Here is a 19178-nt window from a genome sequence, read left to right as displayed (position 1 = left end):
GGGCGCGGCAACCCGCCTCGCCCTCCGGCGAAGGAGGCGTTCGACCCGGTGGCGGCCCTGAATGTGCGCGATCTCGGTGATTTCATCCGCGATCAGCGGCACACCGCACAGATCTCCCTTCGTCAACTCGCCAAGCAGGCCGGGGTGAGCAACCCTTACCTCAGCCAGATCGAGCGAGGCCTCCGGCGGCCGTCCGCGGAGATTCTTCAGCAGATCGCGAAGGCGCTCCGCATCTCCGCCGAAGTGCTCTACGTGCAGGCCGGAATTCTGGAGGAACGGCAGGGCGGAGAGAACGTCATGGCTGCCGTGCTCGCGGACGAATCCCTGTCCGAACGACAGAAGCAGGTCGTGCTCGACATCTACGAGGCGTTCTGCCGGGAGAACGCCATCGCGGCGCGGGCCGGCCGCGGCCACCCGGACGGCGACGCCGAGGCCGGGTCGCGCGGGTTCGTCCCTGGCGAGCCCGCCGCCCCGACCGCAAGTCCAGCCGCCATCGGTGGTTCGTCGTCCGCACGGGGTTCGGCCGCCACCGCGGGACCGACCTTCGCGGAGCCGACGACGAAACGGAAATCCGCCCGAGAGGCGTCAACGACATCCCGGGGCGGCACCACCACCGCGGCACGGTCGGCCCCGTCGGACGGTACGGGTAGGCCGTCACCGGGAACCGCCACGGGCCGCACCAGGCGATCGAAGGCCACAGGAGGCGAACCGACGGCGACGAGGGCCGAGAGCAGTCCGATCACCGGCGCTCCCCCCGCGTCCACACCCGCCCCGGCAGCACCGGCTCCGCAGCCGACCACCGACAACCCGGTCGATCAGACCTAGGTCGACCGGCGGGGACTGCGGCGACAAGCAGGACTCCGTTCCTGTACGGCATATCACCACCCTGACCCTCGCATCATTTACCCGACCTTTCACCCGTCGGCGACGAAGCGCTAACAGGAAATCTCTACACGAAATCAACGAATCTTCGAACCGAGGGAGACATCATGGCCACCACGCGCACGACGAATCGCCCCGCGAGCCGTCCCACCGCCCGCGTCAGCACGCAGACCCAGGAGGACACGGCCGAGGCGAGGGCCGAGGTCAAGGTTCCGCTGGCGGAGGTGCGCAAGCCGCTCTACGCGTCGGTGGGAGCGGCGGATCTCGCTGTGGCGAAGCTGCTCGCCCTGCCGACGACCACCAGCACCGAGGTTCGGAAGATCTCCGACCGGGTCGGCGCGCTGCCCACCCAGGCGGCGCGGGTCCCGACCCAGGTCGGGACGGCCGTGCGTGCGCTGCCGGCCACCGTCACCTCCCAGATCTCCGACCTGCAGGGACGCGCCACCCACCTCTACAACAGCTTCGCCACTCGGGGAGAGAAGCGGGTGGCGAGCATCCGGCGCAGCCCGGCCACGGAGGAGGCGGTGCAGCACACCCGGACGGCAGTGAGCCAGACCCGCGCCGCACGCACCTCGAGCCGCAAGGCGGCCGAGGCGGTCGGCCGGGCCGTGACCGAGGCCGCCCCAGAGAAGTAACGGCCCGCGAACATCGACACACCGGAACACCAACGGGCAATCATTGACGTGTTCCGGTCGACCACGGGTCCGGGGCCTGGTGTCCGGGGCCCGTGGTCCGATGTGTTGTATTAACTCATGCGCTATCGCCCGCTGGGATCCTCCGGACTACTGGTGTCTGTCGTCGGCCTCGGCTGCAACAATTTCGGCTCGCGCGTCGACCTCACCGGCACCCGCGCGGTCGTCGACGCGGCGCTCGACGCCGGGATCACGTTCTTCGACACCGCCGACACCTACGGGAACAAGGGCGGCTCGGAGACGCTTCTCGGGCACGTGCTGCGAGGCCGCCGCGACGATGTCGTCCTCGCCACGAAATTTGGCAACGACATGGGCGGCATGTACGGCCAGGACTTCAGCGCGCGGGCGTCCCGGCGGTACATCCGCAAGGCGGTCGAGGGTTCGCTGAGCCGGCTGCAGACCGACTACATCGACCTCTACCAGCTGCACACCCTGGACGCCTTCACGCCGATCGAGGAGACGCTCGAGGCCCTCGATGAGATCGTCAAGGAGGGCAAGGCCCGTTACATCGGTGCCTGCAACCTCGATGCCTGGCAGGTCGCCGACGCGGAGTGGACCGCCCGGGCGTCCGGGACGACCCGCTTCATCTCCGCACAGAACCACTACAACCTGCTGGAACGGGGCGTGGAGGCAGAGCTCGTGCCGGCCGCCCAGAAGTACGGCATCGGCGTCATCCCGTACTACCCGCTGGCGAACGGCCTGCTCACCGGCAAGTACCAGCGCGACGAGGTGCCGGCACCCGGCACCCGGCTGGCCGGCCGGCAGGACGAGCTGACCGACGAGGTCTTCGACCGGCTGGACACCCTGGAAACCTTTGCGCGGGAGCGGGACCGGTCGCTGCTGGACGTCGCGATCGGCGGGCTGGCCGCCCAGCCGGGGGTCGCCTCGGTCATCGCCGGCGCGACCAGCCCGGTCCAGGTGCGCGCGAATGCCGTGGCCGGTCAGTGGCAGCCCCGCGCGGACGACCTCACGGTGCTCGACAAGATCGCCGTGACCCGCCGTCCCGCCGACTGAACGCGGGACCGACGGACCCACGATCCGGGGCGTCCCGCCGGATCTCCGCCGGGACGTCCCGCACCGCGCCGGCAGAACGTCCGAACCGCCCGCCGGGGGCCAGTCGACGGTCAGCTCGCCCAGCCGCCAGCGCCGCCGGTCGCCGCGGACCGGCCAGCCCTGGGCCTGCAGATCCGCCACGGCGGCGATCCACCGCTGGCGTGGGGAAAAGACGGCCCGCGGCGCGGCCCGCTCCCAGGCGCGGTCGAAGGCCGTGAACAGCCGGTGGACGTCATGGCCGGGCACGTTATGCTCGATGAGCGCCTTGGGCAGCCGCTCGGCGAGCTCGGACGGACGGGCGAGGCTCGCCAGATGCGCGGAGAGGGTCAGCGTGGGCCCGGCCGGGCTCCGCGCGCCGGACGGCAGCCAGGCCGGCGCCGCTCCCGGGGCCGGAAGACCGAACCAGCAGGCGCGCCGACCCGTCTCGTCGCAGGTTCCCTCGACAAGCATCCCGCCGGGGGCGAGCCGCGCCAGCATCGTCGCCCACGCGCCGGGGACCGCCGCCTCGGGATACTGCCGTAGCACGTTCAGGGCACGCACCAGCACCGGGCGCTCCCCCGGCGGCGGAAGCTCGAACCCGCCGCGGGTGAACCGCAGCCCGGGAGGTCTCGCGGCCGGGACGGCCCGGGCGACCCGGTCCTGGTCGAGCTCCAGGCCGACGACGCGCACGTCCGGACGCACCGTTCGCAGCCGCTCGTAGAGCTCCACCGTGGTCACCGGGGACGCACCGAAACCGAGATCGACGACCAGGGGATCCGCCGCCCCACGCAGCAGCGCGGCGGCCGCGTCGAGCGTCCAGCGATCGATCCGTCGCAACCGGTTCGGCGCGGTGGTACCCCGGGTGGGCATCCCGAGGGCACGCGCCCGTCCGGCCGCGAGCCGCGGCGCCCGACGGGAGGAGTTCGTCACGGATCCACTCTGGCAGACCGGCAGGCCGGCGGACCAGGGGCCGGCCGGGACCCCGAAGGGGGGAGACCAACAGTTGACCTGACAACCGGCCGGGTAGAACGGTTGGAGACGTGTTCGTCCACAGCAGGGTTGGTCGTGTCGGGCAGGCGCCGGGGGCGTGGAGATGCGGAGGTGCTCGATGCGTCTGATCAGAAGCGGCGCCGCCCAGGTCCACGGTGAGCCCGAACGGCGCGGGCGGCCCAGCCGGGTCGCGATGCTGTCCATGCACACCTCACCGATGGAGCAGCCGGGAACGGGCGATGCCGGGGGGCTCAACGTCTACGTCGTCGAGCTGTCGCGGCAGCTCGCGGCGTTGGGGGTGGAGGTCGAGGTGTTCACCCGCGCGGTGAGCAGCAAGCTGCCGACCTCGGCCGAGCTGTTGCCGGGTGTGACGGTCCGCCACGTCGACGCCGGCCCGTACGAGGAGATCCACCGGGAGGATCTTCCCGCCTGGCTGTGTGCGTTCACCGCAGCTCTGCTGCGCGCCGAGGCCGGGCACGAACCAGGGTGGTTCGATGTGATCCACTCGCACTACTGGCTGTCGGGTCAGGTCGGTCTCGCGGTGGCACGGCGATGGGGTGTCCCGCTCGTGCACACCTCCCATACGCTGGCGAAGATCAAGAACGGCGCGCTGGCAGCCGGAGACCGCCCGGAGCCGCCTAGCCGGCTGCTCGGCGAACAGGAGGTCATCGGGGGGGCCACCCGGCTGCTCGCCTCCACGGCGGACGAGTACCGGCACCTGACCGATCTGTACGACGCGGCGTCGGACCGGATCGACGTCGTCGCGCCCGGCGTCGACCTGGAGGTCTTCCGGCCAGGTGACATGGCGCAGTCCCGGGCCCGCGTCGGCGTGGATCCCGCCGACGACCTGCTGTTGTTCGTCGGTCGGATCCAACCGCTCAAGGCACCCGATCTGCTGCTGTGCGCCGCCGCGGAACTGCTGCGGCGCGATCCCGCCCGCCGCTCGCGGCTCACCGTCGCCGTGGTCGGCGGCCCCAGCGGATCCGGTCTGGAACAACCCGACGCCCTGGTCAAGCTCGCGGCGTCTCTCGGGATCTCCGATCGCGTCCGCTTCCAACCGCCGGCCCCGCAGCAGGAGCTCGTCCACTGGTACCGTGCGGCCACCGCCATCGTCGTCCCCAGTCACAGCGAGAGCTTCGGCCTCGTCGCGCTCGAGGCCCAGGCCTGCGGCACCCCGGTGGTCGCCGCGGCGGTCGGGGGCCTGCGCACCGCGGTCGCCGACGGTGTCTCCGGGCTGCTCGTCGCCGGTCGGACCCCCGCCGTCTATGCTGACGCGCTGGACCGGCTGCTGCGCCAGCCACGATGGCGGGCCCGGCTCTCCGCCGGAGCGGTGGCCTGGGCCGGTGGGTTCGGCTGGTCGGCCACGGCCCATGGCGTGCTGCGCAGCTACCGGCACGCGCTGAGCCCCACCGCCGTCGCCGTCTGAGAAAGGATCTCCGCCGGAACCGGCATCGTCTACCAGCTACCGGGGAGGCCCCAGCCATGACGGCACCCATCGACGCGGCGGAACGCAATCGGCTCGACGTGGTGATCGAGGACACGCTCAAGGATCTCGGTCTCGCCTACGACCATGTCGACACCGGCTCGTTCCTCGTCGCGCTGGAGGGCGAGCACAAGCTGCGCACGATGACGTGGCTCGTCGTGCAGGACCACACCCTGCTCGTCGAGGCGTTTTTTATGCGCGCCCCGGCGGAGAACGCGGCGGGCACCTACGGATTCCTGCTCGGCCGCAACGCGAAGACCTACGGGGTGCACTTCTCCATCGACCGGGTCGGTGACATCTTCCTCACCGGGCAGGTCCCGCTACTGGCGGTCACCGCGGAGGAGATCGACCGCCTCCTTGGCTGCGTCGGCTCCTACGCCGACGAGAACTTCGACCCGGCGATAGCGCTGGGATTCGCCTCCGCCATCGAGCGGGAGAAGGCGTGGCGGGCCAAGCTGGCCGCCGACGCCGGCTCGGCCACGAAGCCGGGATGAGACCCGGTCCCGAGAAGGACGCGGTGCTTCCCGGCGATTCACGCGCCCCCGTTGTACCCAGGCCGTTGCATCCAGACTGTTACGTCTGGGCCGGGCGCTCCTCAGTAGACGAGGGCCTGCACGCCGTCCGCGAGAACCTCATCGACGAACGCGGCGGCGCCGGCGATGCGGACGCCGGGCAGGACGTCGTCCGGGCCGATGGAGCGCCGGGCCGCGCACTGGGTGCACAGGGTGACACGCCCCCCGGCGAGGATGGCGGCGAGCAGATCGGGCAACGGCGCCGCCTCCGGCAGGCTGAACTCCTCCGCCCGGCCGGGCAGCGCGAACCAGGCGGACTCCCCGGTAAGCCAGAGCGAGACGTCCGTACCGGCGGCGGCGGCGACCGCCGCGACCGTGAACGCCTGGGAACACCGTTCCGGCGCATCCGTCCCGGCGGTGACCTTGACGACGAGCGGGCGGGCCATCGTGCCAGTCTGCCAAAAGCCGCCCTGGCGCGCAGCTATGCCGCGTGGCACCTGAGGTGACCAGGACCGGTACGGCCACGAGGAGTCCCGTGATCTCGTCGTCTAGGCTAGAGGCGTGCTGCACTACTTCTTCACCGGGCTTCTGGTGGCGATGTCCGTCCTGATCGCCTGGTTCTCCGGTTACGTGGTCTACAAGCTGTACGAGGGTCAGCGCTGAGCGCCGGGAAGCGGTCCGCGGCCGGATCGGCGCGGTTCGGCGCGGCGACGAACACCGTTGATCTGCACGCCAGCCTGCTACCGCTGGCCTTCCTCGTCGGGACCTGGCGGGGCGAGGGGGTTGGCGGTTACGAGGGCCTGGACGGATTCCACTACGGCCAGGAGATCACCTTCGCCGCGGACGGCCGCCCGGCGCTGGGATACGTGTCGCACACCTGGTGGGCGGACGAGCCCCGGGACGGCCGCGAGCCCGGCAGCCCGTTGGCGACCGAGACCGGGTTCTGGCGGGTCCAGTCCGGGGAGGGCGGGAAGCCGGTCGTCGAGGTGATGCTGGCCCACCCGTTCGGTATCGCCGAGATCTACGTCGGCACGGTGAGCGGCACCCGTATCGATCTCGATCACAACGTCCTGATCCGCACCGCCACCGCCCGTGACGTCACCCGGTCGGTGCGGCTCTACGGCCTGGTCGAGGGCCGCGATCTCGCCTACGCGATCGACATGGAGGCCGAGGGCAAGCCGATGCAGTCGCACCTGTCCGCGCGCCTGCACCGCGTGTCCGACTGAGCCGTCTCCGAGCGGGCGTCTCCAAGTGCCCTCCACCAAGAGATGCCCGCCTACCAAGAGTCACACTTCATTCACGGCATGGCGGAGCCTTTGCAAAAGACATCGCACGCGCAACGACAGACCACGAACGGAACACGTGAAAACGTGTTCAGACCCTCCCGGGATGCGCTTTCATGATCGCATGATGGCAGAATCCGACGTACTCTTCGCGGTCGTCCTTTTCGCCGCCGCCGGCCAGCGTGCGGTCGACCGGATCATCGCGCCGTTCCCCGATCGGGGCTCCGCAGTGGCGTTCGCCCGCGACAACGGTCTGCACTGTTTTTCGATCGGCCCGATGGCCTTCGCCGTACCGACCACGGTTCCGCCACCGGCGAGCACCGCTTCGGCCGTCGTGCCACCGGCGGGAAACAACCGCGGTGGCCGGGTCCGGGCATGAGAACGGGGACAGCGGAAGAAACCCGTTGTCCCCGTCCGGCGAAAGAACGCGACGTCAGGCCGCGACCTCGACCTGGGTGTCGACCGGCTCACCCTGACGGGCGACGACCTTGCGCTCGCCGGTCGCGCCGGGGACAAGAGCCCGGACGGTCCACTGCCCCGGCCGCGCGAAGAAACGAAACTGGCCCGTCGCGGACAGCGGAACCTCGGCGGTGAAATCGCCGCCTTCGTCCAGCAGGCGGGCATAACCGGTCGAAACCGGCTCCCCGCTCTGCACCACGACCCCCTGGATCACAGTCTCCTTGGCCACGTCAATTCCCTCCACAGATGGTCCACCGCTGATGGCGCCGCACATGGCTCACGCGCCCTTCTCGATCGGCACGCCGACGAGCGAGCCGTACTCGGTCCACGAACCGTCGTAGTTTTTCACGTTCGGCAGGTCGAGCAACTCGTGCAGCGCGAACCAGGTGTGCGCCGAACGCTCGCCGATGCGGCAGTAGGCGATGATGTCCCTGGACAGGTTGACCCCGGCCTCGGTGTAGAGGCCGGTCAGCTCGTCATTGCTCTTGAACGTGCCGTCCTCGTTCGCGGTCTTCGCCCACGGGATGTTCTTCGCCGTGGGGATGTGTCCGGCCCGCTGGGACTGTTCCTGCGGCAGGTGCGCGGGAGCAAGCAGCTTGCCGGAGAACTCGTCGGGCGACCGGACGTCCACCAGGGCCTTCTCGCCGATCGCGGAGATGACCTCCTCGCGGAAGGCCCGGATGTCGGTGCGCGGCTCCGGGGCGGTGTAGCTGGTGGGCTGGCGCGGGGTGACCTCGGTGGTCAGCTCACGGCTGTCGAGCTCCCACTTCTTGCGACCACCGTCGAGCAGGCGGACGTCGGCGTGGCCGTAGAGGCTGAAGTACCAGTATGCATATGCGGCGAACCAGTTGTTGTTCCCGCCGTAGAGCACGACGATGTCGTCGTTCGAGATCCCCTTCTCGGAGAGAAGCTTCTCGAACTGCTCCCTGTTGATGAAGTCACGAATGACCGGGTCCTGAAGTTCGGACTTCCAGTCGAGACGCACCGCGCCCGGGATGTGCCCCTTGTCGTACGCGGAGACGTCCTCGTCGACCTCGACCAGGACGACCTTCGGGTCGTTACGGTTCGCTTCGACCCACGAGGCGTCGACCAGCGCCTTCTCACGGCTCATGTGCGTGCTCCTTTCACGGTTATCGAATGGAGAAAAAGATACAGGTGGCACCCGAGACAGAACTCGAACGCCGCATTGAGGAGAGCCGCCACGAAGGCCGGGGCCACCGCGACGTAACCGAGTGCCGGCATCCCCGCGAAGAATCCCACGAGACCCACGACGCCGAAGATCGCGCCGACCAGCTGGGCGAACCGGGGTGGCGCGGCGTCCTCGGTGGCGGCGGGCGGCCCCAGCCTCGGCCGGATCAGGGAACGGAACACCAGCCCGTAGGGCGCGTACCGGACCCCGGCCACCGCCCCCACCCCGAACACCACGGTCTGCGCGAGCAGCAACCAGCGGCTGCCGGCGAGCAGTACCACGGCGAGCATAATCGTGGTGACGGCAGCGGCGAACCGCATACCGCGAGGATCTACCACGAGGCCTTCTCCTGACTTCCGGCTTGGACTACCCGCTCGGATGTGGCGATGCACCGGGGCCAGCCGATCACGGCTGAGGGACACAACCCACGATCAGGAAAGACGACACAGACAGCTGTGTACACGGCACAGGTCGACCGCGCGGCGCTTCACAAGCTGTATCTGGGACATGGTTCGTGTCACGGTAGCAGTGAACGTCACGTCTGTGTTAACCCGCCGACGATGAATCCGAAGGATCACCATCTGCCCGATTGATCCCATTGAAAACGATCTCTTCGAGGATGGCGAACACCGCCGCACGCGTCGGCGGGGCACCGCTTGCGCGCCGCACCTCCCTGCCATGACCGTCAATGATCAGTACCGTCGGAGTCCGCCTGATCCCCAGCCGACGGACGAGGTCGAGATGCGCCTCCGCATCAACCTCGACATGGCGTACCCCGGGCACGACCTCGGCAACCCCTGCCAACACCCGACGGGTGGACCGGCAGGGAGCGCAGAACGCCGTGGAGAACTGCAGCAGCGTCGCCCGCTCCCCCATCGTCTCGCCCAACGATGCGAACTCGGCCCGCAGTCCGCCGTCCACCGGCCGGAACCGTCCGTCCCGGGCCCGCATGAGCACCCCCAGTCCAAGCGCAGCCACGGTCGCCACCGACAACACCCACATTCCGGTCACGGCTTCTACAGCATCCGACGGGCTCCGGCTCTTCCCGTCCAAGCCCCGCCACGGCCCGACGATCGACTCACGCGGGCAGATGCCGCCCGACGAAATACACCAGTGGCGCCGCGGAGGCCAGCGGCAGGATGGCGGTGAGCAGGACGTCCGCGACCAGCGCCGAGGTGGCGACCGGGCCGACCCGCGGCTCTGCGTCACGGGCCCGCGCCAGCACCAGATCGATGACGGCGGCCACGGCCGCTCCCGCCGCGGCGATCGCGACGGCGGCCCCCACCGTCAGACGATCGGGGTTGAGGGCAGCGAAGCCGGCCCCCAGCGCCGCGCCGGCCAGAACGCCGACCGCCCCGGCCGGCACCAGCGGAACGCCCGCCCATCCCACTAGCCGGCCCGCCACGACCGTGCCACCCGCGCCGAGGAGGCCGGCGATGACCAGCAGATCGGCCGGATGGTGCGCGCCGGACCCGGCGCGCAGCGCAAGGTAACCGGCAAAAAGCGCACAGAAGATGATCCCACTCAGCGCCGCAGCAAGATCCGCACCGACCCGCTCGGCGGGACCGGGCGGCGGACTCGAACCATTAGCAGACACCGGACTCGAACCATTGGCGGACACCGGGCCTGCCCCGGAGACGGGAGCTGACCGGCGTCGGGCGAGCTGGTAGAGGATCACGACCGCCACGGCGATCCCGACGACTCCGGCCAACGATCCGTAGCTGTGCCGGTCCGAGGCCAACAGGACCACGTCACCGAGGACACCCCAGGCCGCCACGAGCAGGGTGGTGCCGGTCGACGCCCGGAGTATCCGGACCCAGGCCCAGGCAAACGCGATCTGTTCGACGATGAGGACCGCCGCGAGGGCTCCCGTGCCGAGGGCTGCGGCCGCCATCACCAGGCCGGTAGCCACCAGGGCCGCCAACGGCAAAGCGCCCGGCGCCCAGCAGGCTGCGGGGATGGACGCAGCCTCGTCCGGGACGAGGACGCCGTGGGGCCTGCCAGGATCGCCTGCGCTCACCGGCCCATGCTGTCATGTCCGGCTCGGGCGGCTCACGTCGCGCCGTCCCAGCCAGGCGCGACCTCGGGCCGGCGACGAACAGCGTCATCCCCCGGCGAAGGGAGGGAGGGCCTCGACGACGCAACCGTCACGCAGGATGACCCCCGCCGGATCCCGCCGGCCCACGGGCTGGTCGTCGACGAGGTAGGAGCACCGTCGCAGCAGCGCCCGCAGGGCCCCGCCGTGGCGGGCCGCGACGACATCGAGCAGAGCGGCCAGCGTATCCGCGCCGATCTCCTCCTGGGGCACCCCCGCGGCGTCCCTGGCGGCGGCCCAGTAGCGGACGGTCACCCGCGCGATCGACGCGGGCCGGCCCGCCCCTGCGGTCTCGTCCGTCACCATCCTTCACCATCCTTCCGGCCCTTCGTCCGTCATCTTCACCGGAGAAGCGGGAATTAGTACGAACGCGTGGGGGTCGATACACACCCGTAACATGCGCCGTGCCACCATCCGGCCGGTGGGCTGCTCTGCCAGCCGATCTGCCAGCCGATGGATTCGGCGCATCCGAGCGGTGTCCCGCACGAACCACCGGCTGGTCGCGCTCGCACTGGCTACCGCCTCCGGGGGATACCGACGGCGATGACGGTGGACGGACTCCCCCCACCTGGATCAGCGCGGTGTGCCGCAGCACGGCGGCACCGTCCACCAACCATCCCATCGACCATCCCGTGGGGCAGACCCACTGGTAGCCGAGTCGACGGGCCGCGCCGATGGCCGAGCCGATATCCAGCACCTCGAGGTCACCGAAAGTGCACAGTCTGGTGGATCGGCCGTACGCTTGCAGGTCCATGACCTGGACATCGGGATGTGAACGTAATCCGACCATCACTGCTTGCAGCGCCAGGCGTGACGTCGAACAGGAGAAGCCATGGGTGACCACTACAGCCAGATTGCGTGACGCACCGGGCACCCGACCGCTCCAGTGATCATGACTCGTGGTCAGAATCTCACGATCCGCCGTAGGTAGTGGCCCGTAGACGGTAGGAGCCGAGTAGGACACTCCGCTATCCTCCCCACATACCGGCCTTCGTTTCATGCCCATGACGGTCGTGAGACGCCCAGCGCCGGGCATCGAGTTACTCACCGGGTCGACGCTGCCCCACCACACACCACCTGGAGGAGTCGTCTTGAGCGTCGTCCTTTTGCTCACCAACGCCCCTGGCCCGTCCGCCGAGTCGTTTCCGTCGCTTGGGCTTCTCACCCACACCGTACGGGTCGCCCCGCTCGAGGCGAGCGCGCTGCTGGACGCCCCGCCGGTGGATGTGATCGTGGTGGATGGCCGCCGGGAGCTTGTGATCGCCCGCGGTCTGTGCCGGCTGCTACGCACCACCGGGCTCACCACGCCGCTGCTGGCGCTGGTGACCGAGGGTGGGCTGGCGGCGGTGTCCGCGGACTGGGGAGTCGACGACGTCGTCCTCGATTCCGCGGGTCCCGCCGAGGTCGAGGCCCGGTTGCGGCTGTCCATCGGTCGGGTCGCCGCGGCCGGCGGCACGGCCGAAGCCGGTGTCATCCGGTCCGGCGACCTGTCGGTCGACGAGACCACATACTCGGCCAAGTTGCGGGGCCGGCCGCTCGAGCTCACCTTCAAGGAGTTCGAGCTGCTGAAGTACCTCGCGCAGCACCCGGGCCGGGTCTTCACCCGCGCCCAACTGTTGCAGGAGGTCTGGGGTTACGACTACTACGGCGGCACCCGCACGGTGGACGTCCACGTCCGGCGGCTGCGAGCGAAGCTCGGCCCCGAGCACGAAGCGATGATCGGCACTGTTCGGCACGTCGGGTACAAGTTCGTCGCGCCGCCCATCGCGCCGCTGCCGGAGAACACCCCCGGGGAGGCCGGCCGGGTCGGCCGTGACGAGTCCCGGACCCCCGAACGGGTCTGACGTCACCGCGGACACCCGTCCGCCGCGTGGCACCCGGTATCCCGGTACCCCGGCACCCCGGGCACCGTCAGTAGGACGGCACCGTCGGCGCGAGGCCCAGCTCCCGGCTCCGGAAGCCAGGATTCGGCCTCGCGCCCGGGTTCTCGCGCCCGGGTTCTCGACCGCACCGTCGAAGGCCGCCCAGCGTCATACGGTCGTCCGGTGACCTCGCTGAGCTGGCAGCAGACCCTGAGCGCCATGGACGTGGACGACATCGTGAGCCTCCTCGCCGCCGCGGAGCGGGCGGACGGCTCCGGGCCGGTGTCCGAGGACGTCCGGCTGGCCCTCCGGCCCGGATTGCGGATCGGCGCGGGCCGGCACCTGCTGGCCGTGTCGGCCGCCGCGGACACGAGCGCCCCGAATATCCCGGACGCCCCTGGTGACCAGGACGCCGCGGACACGTCGACCATGCCGGGCTGCACCCCCGCCCGGCGGATCATCGGCTACGCCCATCTGGGCGGCGTGGACCAGGCGCGGCAGGCCGAGGTGGTCGTCCATCCCGACCACCGCGGGCGCGGCGTCGGCACAGCCCTGGTCGGCGGACTGACCGAGGCCCTCGCGGCGCCGTCGTCCCGCCTCGACATCTGGGCCCACGGCGACCTGCCGGCCGCCGCGGCATTGGCTACCCGGCTCACGTTCACTCGCACGAGGGTGCTGCTCCAGCTTCGGCGACCGCTGGCGACCGGGACGCCCCTGCCGGACCCCCGGCTGCCGGCCGGTGTGACGGTCCGCACCTTCGTCCCCGACCAGGACGACCAGGCCTGGCTGGCCGTCAACGCGGCCGCCTTCGCTGATCATCCGGAGCAGGGCCGGTGGGCCCTGGACGATCTGGCCCGGCGCCGGGCCGAGCCGTGGTTCGACCCGCGTGGCTTCTTCCTCGCCGAGCGCGACGGCGCACCCGTCGGCTTCCACTGGACGAAGGTGCACGAGACCGACCAGACGCCGCCACGGAACGCGCAGCCGGGGCCCATCGGCGAGGTCTACGTGGTGGGCGTGCTCCCGGGCGCGGGCGGCGCGGGACTCGGCCGGGCACTCACCCTGATCGGCCTGCGGCATCTGCAGGCCGAGGGGCTCGACTCGGTCCTGCTGTACGTGGACGAGGACAACGTCCGCGCCGTGCGGATGTACACCGGACTCGGCTTCATCACCTACGTCCGCGACGTCTCCTACCACTGGGAGAGGCCGTCCACGGGTTGATCCGGCCTGGTCCGGAAGACCCCCGTGGCTCAGGGGCCGGAAGGCCCCGTGGCTCAGGCGCCCTGACGGGTCGCCAAGCCGCGCGCGGGGGCGGAGTCGCCGTGATCGACATCTATCACGGCACTCAGGTTCGTGACATGCAGCAGGCGGTAGGCGTCCTCGTTGAGGTTACGCAGCACGAGGCGGCCACCGGCCGACCGCTGACGCTGGTGGGCGAACAGGATGACCGCCAACCCCTGCGAGTCGAGGAAGCTCACCTGCTCCAGATCCACGATGATCTCTTTGACTCCGGCGACCCGTGCGTCGAGCAGTGCCTCGCGCAGGGGATCCAGGGACGAATAGTCGATGTCGCCGGCCGGATACACGACGATGGCATCACGGTCGGTCACCTCAACCCGCACGCTTGGCTCCATGGCTCCGCTTGCGACCGGACGGCGTGAGCGCCACGAGAAGCCGGCCGGGCTGCCTCCCGCGTCGCGCCGCGCCTTTGGGCAAGCGCGACCATGGCCCCGTACCCCGACCTAGGTACTTCCACACGCGGCCGACCCCCGCCGGGGGCGACTTCTCACCGCACGCTCGTCAGCACGCCTGTCCGCGCCCCGCCCGCCGCTATCCGCCCGTCGTCATCCGCCCGTCCGTCCCGCATGCTCCCCGCCGCGCGGGATGGGATGACGAGCTGCCCGATGAGAGCGTCTACGCATGGACATCGACCCGCTCCGGGCCCCGCTCCGGACCCCGGATGACGCTCACCCGGACGTCATCACCTTCATCGGCCGGATCGACGGCACGGTCATCACCGTGGGAACGCAGCCCAGCGTCCCGCGGAGAACCCCAGTCGTCGTTCTCCGCACCCAGCCGGCCCTGCTCAACGTTCTCTGCGTCGCGCATCTCGTGCCGGACGAGGCGCATCGGCTCGCCGCCCTGTTGTCCAGCGCCGCGCTCGCCACCGTGGGGCGCTCCGCGTGCCAGCCCCCCGGTGCTGCACCGCCGCCTGCCGACCTCGCCTCCGGGGTCCGCTCGCGGCACATCATCTCCGCTGGGGAAGGATCGAGCGCCGCGGAGCTCCGTCACGCGCTGGCTCTGCTACCGGCGGGGGCACGACTCGTCGATTTCGTCTCCGACACCGACGTCGCCCTCATCTTCAGCGTCGACGATCCACCCTGGCCGACGATCAACCTGGGCGGGGGGCCGTCCGGGTGACCGAAGGCCCGAGGCCCGGCCATGCGCCGTTTTGATCATCGAAAGGACGGCCAGAGCCGTGAGGGCAGCGGACCGACCCGACAGGCACCCAGCCGAGGCAGGCACCGCGCAGAGGCAGACACCGAGCAGAGGCAGACACCGAGCAGAGGCAGACACCCGACAGGCCACGCCGCCGTCCCGGCCATGTCCGGAATCCCGCGAGGAGGAGCACTAGCTTCACCAAGAGTGATCGATCGTACAAGTCTGTTCGCTTCCCCGGCCCAGGACAGCCCGACGACACCGGTAGCGGCACCAATGACGCTCGCTCGCGTCACCACCGGGCTGCGCCCAGTGATCAACGCTACCGGCATCCTGCTCCACGGAGGGCTCGGCCGAGCTCCCCTGTCCGCGGCCGCCCGCGCGGCCCTCGACCTGGCAGCCGGCACGACCGACCTCGAGCTTGACCTCGGGACCGGACGGCGAGGACGACGAGGACGTACCGCCCTGGCCGCATTGGCAGCCGCGGTGCCCGCAGCGGCGGGCGTGCACATCGTCAACAACAACGCGGCAGGGCTGATCCTCGCGGTGACGGCGCTGGCCGGGCGGCGGGAGATCGTGGTGAGCCGCGGGGAGCTGGTGGAGACGGCGGACGGGTTCCGGCTGCCCGAACTGCTGGTCTGCACCGGAGCTCGGCTGCGGGAGGTCGGCACCACCAACCGCACGACGCTCGGGGACTACGCCGACGCGATCGGGCCGGAGACCGGGCTCGTGCTGCGCGTGCATCCGTCCAGCTATCAGGTGGTGGGGCTGACTGACACCCCTGCGATCAACGATCTTGCCGCGCTCTGCGCCGACTTCGAGATCCCCCTCGTCGGTGACTGCGGCTCCGGGCTGCTGCACCCCGAGCCGCTCCTCGCCGATGAACCCGATGTCACGACCTGGCTCGGTTTCGGCGTCGACGTGGTCACGACCAGCGCGGACAAACTGCTCGGCGGGCCTCAGGGCGGCCTGCTGCTGGGACGTGCCGACCTGATCGACCGGATGCGTCGGCATCCGGTGGCCCGGGCAATGCGGGCCGGAAAGCTCACGCTCGCCGCGCTGGAAGCCACCCTCAGCCACCCCGACTCCCCTGTCCGGCAGGCGTTGCACGCCCGACCGGAACGGCTGATGACGCGGGCCGAGACGCTCGCCGCGTGGCTACGGCGTTCGGGCATCGCAGCCTCGGCTGTAGCGAGTCGTGCGGTCGTCGACGGCGGGGGTGGATCGTCGCCGCCGCCGAACGACGCCGCATTCCGTCGATCGGGCAGCCACCAGCGCGAGGGCGCACGAGACGAAGACGGCATGGCCCCGACGGGCCCCGCGGGCGGTCTGACGATCAGAGAGTTCGGCGGCTTCGGCCCGGAGCTGCCGAGCGCCGCGGTGGCCCTGGAGGCAGTCATCGCCGCCCCCCTGCGCCAGGGCGAGCCCTCCGTGTTGGGCCGGGTCGAGCAGGGATGCTGCCTGCTCGATCTGCGGACCGTTCCGGTGGAACTCGATCCCGTCCTCGCCGCCGCCGTGCTGGCTGCCGCGACCGAAGCCGGCGCGACCACGATCACCGATGCCCCGACCGAGCCGCACATCGCCGAGGATGCCGACGTCATGACGATCGAATCCATGGCCATCCCGCGCGCCACCGTGCCCGGCCGACGGACGCCGTGAGCCTCGGCCGCCCCTACGACTCCCCGACGGTCGCCGTCGCGGTGAGACGGCTGGGCTCGGTCGCCGCCGCGCTGACCCTGCTCTGCTACGGGCTCGTCCACCTGCTCGTCTGGCCCGGCGCACCCACGGGGACCCCGGATGAACGGTACCGGTGGAACGGGGAGTCCACGCTACTCGACTCGTTACCGGGTGAGGCGGTCTGGAGCATCGGCGGCCTGCTGCTGGCAGCGACCCTGCTCGGGCACGGCGTCGGCGCGGCGGGACTCGCCGGGCTGCCCGTAGTTCACCGCCACTGGCTGGCCGCGACCGGATTCGGGGCGGCCTGTTCACTGAGCCTGTTCGCGATCGCCTGGCCGGGGCTGGAACCCACCGCGACGGAGTTCAGCGCCGGTCCGATAATCAGCGGGCTGCTGCTGGCGAGCACGCTCGTCACCGGCTGGGCCCGGCACCACCCGCCCCACGCCGTCGCGTAGCGCGGTCCCGCTGCGAGGTCGAACAGCTTCGCCTGACGTGCGACCACCGTGGCGTGGCCCTCGTCGGCCGCGAGCACGATCCCTCACGATCAGTGGACGGCCGATCCAAACCTCGATCTAACGCTAAAACAACGGAGAAATAAGCGATTCACGGTTCGCTCGGCGGCGGCGGGGACCCGCGTCGCATCTTCGCATGTGGCGGGCCCGCCGACGGGCCTAGATATCAGGGCATTATAGTACAAATATTATAAATTCCGGCATATAGCTCAAACTTCCGATTCGGGAAGCTTGATTACCCATCGGCATCGATGCACCTCTTACGGAGACCGGAGGCCGTAGAGATGGTTCAGTACGTCGTTGTGTACTGGTTGCGCTGATTGTGATCCTTCAAAGAGTACGGCGGATGCAGTCGGCCACCTCGGATAGCGGCGTCCAGGGAGTCACGCAATGAGCGGGTACGACTATTCGGTTGCCATCCTCGGTAGCGGCATCGCCGGCTCGACGCTGGCCAATATCCTCGCCCGACACGGTCACAGCGTGGTTCTGATTGACAGTGGCACGCATCCGCGTTTCGCGCTCGGGGAGTCGACCATCGGTGAGACGACCTATCTGCTGAAGTTGCTCGCCCAGCGGTTCGACGTCCCCGAACTCGGCCATGTGAGCAGCTTCGAGGGCGTCCGCTCCCACGTCACCTCGGCCTGCGGGGTGAAGCGCAACTTCGGATTCGTCTACCACCGCGAGGGCGCGCTCCAGAACCCCGAAGAGGTCACTCAGTGCAGCGTCTCGGAGTTTCCGAACGGCCCGGAAATGCACATGCACCGCCAGGACATCGATGCTTACCTCTTCTATACGGCCGTCCGTTACGGAGCTGAACCGCGGCAACGCACGATGGTGGAAAAAGTCGGCTTCACCGACGACGCCGCGACGCTGACGACAAGGGCCGGCGAACGGATCCGCGTTCGCTACGTCGTCGACGCCTCAGGACGCAACTCCGTGTTGGCGAACCAGTTCGCCCTGCGAGAAGACCCCTGCCGGTTCCGGACGAACTCCCGCACCCTGTTCACCCACATGGTGGGGGTCACCCCCTTCGACGAGGTGACCCTCCCGAGCGGGCAGCCGTCGCTGTGGCACCAGGGCACCCTGCACCATCTGTTCGACGGGGGGTGGCTGTGGGTGATCCCGTTCGACAATCACCAGCGGGCCACCAACCCACTGTGCAGCGTCGGGCTCAACCTCGACTCGCGACGCTTCCCCAGGGATCCCTCGGTACCCGCCGAGCAGGAATGGAACGCTTATCTCGAGCGGTTTCCCAGTATCGCGCGCCAGTTCGCCGGTGCCCGGCCCGCCTGGGACTGGATCTCCACCGGTCGCACCCAGTACTCCAGCTCACGGACGGTCGGTGACCGCTGGGCGATGATGTCCCACGCAGCCGGGGCGATCGACGCGCTGTTCTCCCGTGGCATGGCCAACACCATGCAGGTCATCTACGCCCTCGCACCAGCTCTGATGGAGGCCCTCGCCGACGACGACTTCTCGGCGGAACGCTTCGGCCACATCGACACGCTCAACCAGACGATCCTGGACGTCAACGACAAGCTCGTACACGGCTCCTACATCTCGTTCCGCGACTTCGACCTGTGGCGGGCGTGGTCGAAGGTGTGGTTCCTCGGCTGGAACATGGGCATCTCCCGGATTGTCGGAACCTACTTCGGCTATCTGGAAAAGGGCGATCCGGCGCTGTTCGACCGCCTGCTCGACGCGCCACATCTGGGCACCTTCTGCCCCGACCTGCCGGAATTCCAGCCCTTCTTCGACTCGCTCAACGCCGTGATGGACGAGGTCGAGGCCGGCCGGCTGGCCCCAGCCGCCGCCGTCGAGCGGCTCGCCACTCTGCTGGGCGGCGCCGACTTCCTCCCCACTCCGCTCCGGCTGGGCGATGTGCTGCGCCGCTGGCACGACGGCTCCTTCGAAGCCCAGCGCCGCATGTACGAGTGGGGGCGCACGAGTTCCCCCGAGCCGCTCCGCCGCTGGTACGAGTACGACCTCGACGATCTACTCACCCGCACGGGTGGGGTGCCCACTCCGGCAACCCTCTAAAGGCCGGGCCGCTAAAGGCCGGGGCCGTCCCGCG

At 70.0% G+C, this 19178-nt stretch carries 22 protein-coding genes and 1 pseudogene; 13 read left to right on the top strand and 10 right to left on the bottom strand.

Annotated features, from left to right (window positions below):
* The first annotated feature begins 48 nt into the window (after positions 1–48).
* The 3 genes from AC08OV_RS06705 to AC08OV_RS06695 all read left to right on the top strand — a co-directional run bounded on the left by AC08OV_RS06705 (position 49) and on the right by AC08OV_RS06695 (position 2588).
* Complete coding sequence (locus AC08OV_RS06705) at positions 49–825, top strand: helix-turn-helix domain-containing protein (RefSeq protein WP_476592272.1); 777 nt, start codon at positions 49–51, stop codon at positions 823–825.
* A gap of 164 nt (positions 826–989) precedes the next feature.
* Positions 990–1517: a hypothetical protein gene (locus AC08OV_RS06700; RefSeq protein WP_462187200.1), complete on the top strand. Its 528-nt coding sequence runs from the start codon at positions 990–992 to the stop codon at positions 1515–1517.
* A gap of 117 nt (positions 1518–1634) precedes the next feature.
* Positions 1635–2588, top strand: coding sequence for an aldo/keto reductase (locus AC08OV_RS06695; protein WP_476612448.1), 954 nt, complete (start codon positions 1635–1637; stop codon positions 2586–2588).
* Between the two features lie 93 nt (positions 2589–2681).
* Here AC08OV_RS06695 and AC08OV_RS06690 read toward each other — a convergent pair.
* Positions 2682–3476, bottom strand: a pseudogene (locus AC08OV_RS06690) (class I SAM-dependent methyltransferase); the annotation flags it as partial.
* A gap of 238 nt (positions 3477–3714) precedes the next feature.
* On the opposite strand from AC08OV_RS06690, the gene mshA reads away from it, so the two are divergent.
* Together mshA and AC08OV_RS06680 are read left to right on the top strand one after the other, a co-directional pair.
* Entirely contained in the window at positions 3715–5022 is a 1308-nt protein-coding gene (mshA, locus tag AC08OV_RS06685; protein ID WP_476612449.1) for a D-inositol-3-phosphate glycosyltransferase, read from the top strand.
* A gap of 56 nt (positions 5023–5078) precedes the next feature.
* A complete protein-coding gene (locus AC08OV_RS06680) occupies positions 5079–5573 on the top strand; it encodes a type III secretion system chaperone family protein (protein WP_476612450.1) in 495 nt (164 codons plus the stop codon).
* Positions 5574–5674: 101 nt separating this feature from the next.
* On the opposite strand, the gene AC08OV_RS06675 is transcribed toward AC08OV_RS06680, so the two are convergent.
* Positions 5675–6037, bottom strand: coding sequence for a DsrE family protein (locus AC08OV_RS06675; protein WP_476612451.1), 363 nt, complete (start codon positions 6035–6037; stop codon positions 5675–5677).
* Positions 6038–6250: 213 nt separating this feature from the next.
* On the opposite strand from AC08OV_RS06675, the gene AC08OV_RS06670 reads away from it, so the two are divergent.
* Positions 6251–6817, top strand: coding sequence for a nitrobindin family protein (locus AC08OV_RS06670; RefSeq protein WP_476612472.1), 567 nt, complete (start codon positions 6251–6253; stop codon positions 6815–6817).
* Positions 6818–7001: 184 nt separating this feature from the next.
* Positions 7002–7253, top strand: coding sequence for a hypothetical protein (locus tag AC08OV_RS06665; RefSeq protein WP_476612452.1), 252 nt, complete (start codon positions 7002–7004; stop codon positions 7251–7253).
* Positions 7254–7307: 54 nt separating this feature from the next.
* On the opposite strand, the gene AC08OV_RS06660 is transcribed toward AC08OV_RS06665, so the two are convergent.
* The 7 genes from AC08OV_RS06660 to AC08OV_RS06630 all read right to left on the bottom strand — a co-directional run bounded on the left by AC08OV_RS06660 (position 7308) and on the right by AC08OV_RS06630 (position 10923).
* The gene (locus AC08OV_RS06660; RefSeq protein ID WP_462187204.1) at positions 7308–7607 is read right to left on the bottom strand and encodes a DUF1416 domain-containing protein; all 300 of its coding nucleotides are present in this window, start codon (positions 7605–7607) and stop codon (positions 7308–7310) included.
* 3 nt (positions 7608–7610) lie between these two features.
* Positions 7611–8444 (bottom strand): sulfurtransferase, encoded by an 834-nt coding sequence (locus AC08OV_RS06655; protein ID WP_476612453.1) that lies wholly within the window; start codon positions 8442–8444, stop codon positions 7611–7613.
* Entirely contained in the window at positions 8441–8860 is a 420-nt protein-coding gene (locus AC08OV_RS06650; RefSeq protein WP_476612454.1) for a DUF4395 domain-containing protein, read from the bottom strand. The genes AC08OV_RS06655 and AC08OV_RS06650 overlap by 4 nt, the downstream gene beginning before the upstream one ends.
* Before the next feature lie 93 nt (positions 8861–8953).
* A complete protein-coding gene (locus AC08OV_RS06645) occupies positions 8954–9031 on the bottom strand; it encodes a putative leader peptide (RefSeq protein WP_476595153.1) in 78 nt (25 codons plus the stop codon).
* A 37-nt stretch (positions 9032–9068) separates the two neighbouring features.
* Positions 9069–9533, bottom strand: coding sequence for a thioredoxin family protein (locus AC08OV_RS06640; RefSeq protein WP_476612455.1), 465 nt, complete (start codon positions 9531–9533; stop codon positions 9069–9071).
* 67 nt (positions 9534–9600) lie between these two features.
* Positions 9601–10542 carry a hypothetical protein gene (locus tag AC08OV_RS06635; RefSeq protein WP_476612456.1) on the bottom strand — a complete coding sequence of 314 codons (942 nt, stop codon included), beginning with the start codon at positions 10540–10542 and terminating at the stop codon, positions 9601–9603.
* Between the two features lie 84 nt (positions 10543–10626).
* Positions 10627–10923 carry a MoaD/ThiS family protein gene (locus AC08OV_RS06630; RefSeq protein WP_476619448.1) on the bottom strand — a complete coding sequence of 99 codons (297 nt, stop codon included), beginning with the start codon at positions 10921–10923 and terminating at the stop codon, positions 10627–10629.
* Between the two features lie 785 nt (positions 10924–11708).
* On the opposite strand from AC08OV_RS06630, the gene AC08OV_RS06625 reads away from it, so the two are divergent.
* Entirely contained in the window at positions 11709–12461 is a 753-nt protein-coding gene (locus tag AC08OV_RS06625; protein WP_476592283.1) for a response regulator transcription factor, read from the top strand.
* Positions 12462–12662: 201 nt separating this feature from the next.
* Positions 12663–13697: a mycothiol synthase gene (mshD, locus tag AC08OV_RS06620; RefSeq protein ID WP_476612458.1), complete on the top strand. Its 1035-nt coding sequence runs from the start codon at positions 12663–12665 to the stop codon at positions 13695–13697.
* Positions 13698–13750: 53 nt separating this feature from the next.
* Here the strand turns inward: mshD and AC08OV_RS06615 are convergent, their stop codons facing one another.
* Positions 13751–14110 (bottom strand): STAS domain-containing protein, encoded by a 360-nt coding sequence (locus tag AC08OV_RS06615; RefSeq protein ID WP_476592285.1) that lies wholly within the window; start codon positions 14108–14110, stop codon positions 13751–13753.
* A 286-nt stretch (positions 14111–14396) separates the two neighbouring features.
* Between AC08OV_RS06615 and AC08OV_RS06610 the strand changes: the two genes are divergently transcribed.
* From AC08OV_RS06610 to AC08OV_RS06595, 4 genes are all read left to right on the top strand, one after another.
* Positions 14397–14897 (top strand): hypothetical protein, encoded by a 501-nt coding sequence (locus AC08OV_RS06610; protein WP_476612459.1) that lies wholly within the window; start codon positions 14397–14399, stop codon positions 14895–14897.
* A 294-nt stretch (positions 14898–15191) separates the two neighbouring features.
* Positions 15192–16574 (top strand): L-seryl-tRNA(Sec) selenium transferase, encoded by a 1383-nt coding sequence (selA, locus tag AC08OV_RS06605; protein WP_476612460.1) that lies wholly within the window; start codon positions 15192–15194, stop codon positions 16572–16574.
* Complete coding sequence (locus tag AC08OV_RS06600) at positions 16571–17047, top strand: hypothetical protein (protein WP_476612461.1); 477 nt, start codon at positions 16571–16573, stop codon at positions 17045–17047. Before selA ends, AC08OV_RS06600 begins: the two co-directional genes overlap by 4 nt.
* A gap of 447 nt (positions 17048–17494) precedes the next feature.
* Entirely contained in the window at positions 17495–19144 is a 1650-nt protein-coding gene (locus AC08OV_RS06595) for an NAD(P)/FAD-dependent oxidoreductase (protein ID WP_476612462.1), read from the top strand.
* Positions 19145–19178 lie beyond the last annotated feature (34 nt).

The organism is Frankia sp. CeTa3Moorea (genome assembly GCF_978021225.1).
The sequence above is the reverse complement of the archived record's forward strand: the minus strand, read 5'-3'. Positions and strand labels throughout refer to the sequence as shown.

Bases quoted from the DNA above. Each gene is read 5' to 3' on its own strand.
- AC08OV_RS06700 (WP_462187200.1), top strand. From the start codon at position 990: ATGGCCACCACGCGCACGACGAATCGCCCCGCGAGCCGTCCCACCGCC.
- AC08OV_RS06695 (WP_476612448.1), top strand. From the start codon at position 1,635: ATGCGCTATCGCCCGCTGGGATCCTCCGGACTACTGGTGTCTGTCGTC.
- mshA (WP_476612449.1), top strand. From the start codon at position 3,715: ATGCGTCTGATCAGAAGCGGCGCCGCCCAGGTCCACGGTGAGCCCGAA.
- AC08OV_RS06680 (WP_476612450.1), top strand. From the start codon at position 5,079: ATGACGGCACCCATCGACGCGGCGGAACGCAATCGGCTCGACGTGGTG.
- AC08OV_RS06675 (WP_476612451.1), bottom strand. From the start codon at position 6,037: ATGGCCCGCCCGCTCGTCGTCAAGGTCACCGCCGGGACGGATGCGCCG.
- AC08OV_RS06665 (WP_476612452.1), top strand. From the start codon at position 7,002: ATGGCAGAATCCGACGTACTCTTCGCGGTCGTCCTTTTCGCCGCCGCC.
- AC08OV_RS06660 (WP_462187204.1), bottom strand. From the start codon at position 7,607: ATGTGCGGCGCCATCAGCGGTGGACCATCTGTGGAGGGAATTGACGTG.
- AC08OV_RS06655 (WP_476612453.1), bottom strand. From the start codon at position 8,444: ATGAGCCGTGAGAAGGCGCTGGTCGACGCCTCGTGGGTCGAAGCGAAC.
- AC08OV_RS06645 (WP_476595153.1), bottom strand. From the start codon at position 9,031: ATGTCCCAGATACAGCTTGTGAAGCGCCGCGCGGTCGACCTGTGCCGT.
- AC08OV_RS06630 (WP_476619448.1), bottom strand. From the start codon at position 10,923: ATGGTGACGGACGAGACCGCAGGGGCGGGCCGGCCCGCGTCGATCGCG.
- AC08OV_RS06615 (WP_476592285.1), bottom strand. From the start codon at position 14,110: ATGGAGCCAAGCGTGCGGGTTGAGGTGACCGACCGTGATGCCATCGTC.
- AC08OV_RS06610 (WP_476612459.1), top strand. From the start codon at position 14,397: ATGGACATCGACCCGCTCCGGGCCCCGCTCCGGACCCCGGATGACGCT.
- selA (WP_476612460.1), top strand. From the start codon at position 15,192: ATGACGCTCGCTCGCGTCACCACCGGGCTGCGCCCAGTGATCAACGCT.
- AC08OV_RS06595 (WP_476612462.1), top strand. From the start codon at position 17,495: ATGAGCGGGTACGACTATTCGGTTGCCATCCTCGGTAGCGGCATCGCC.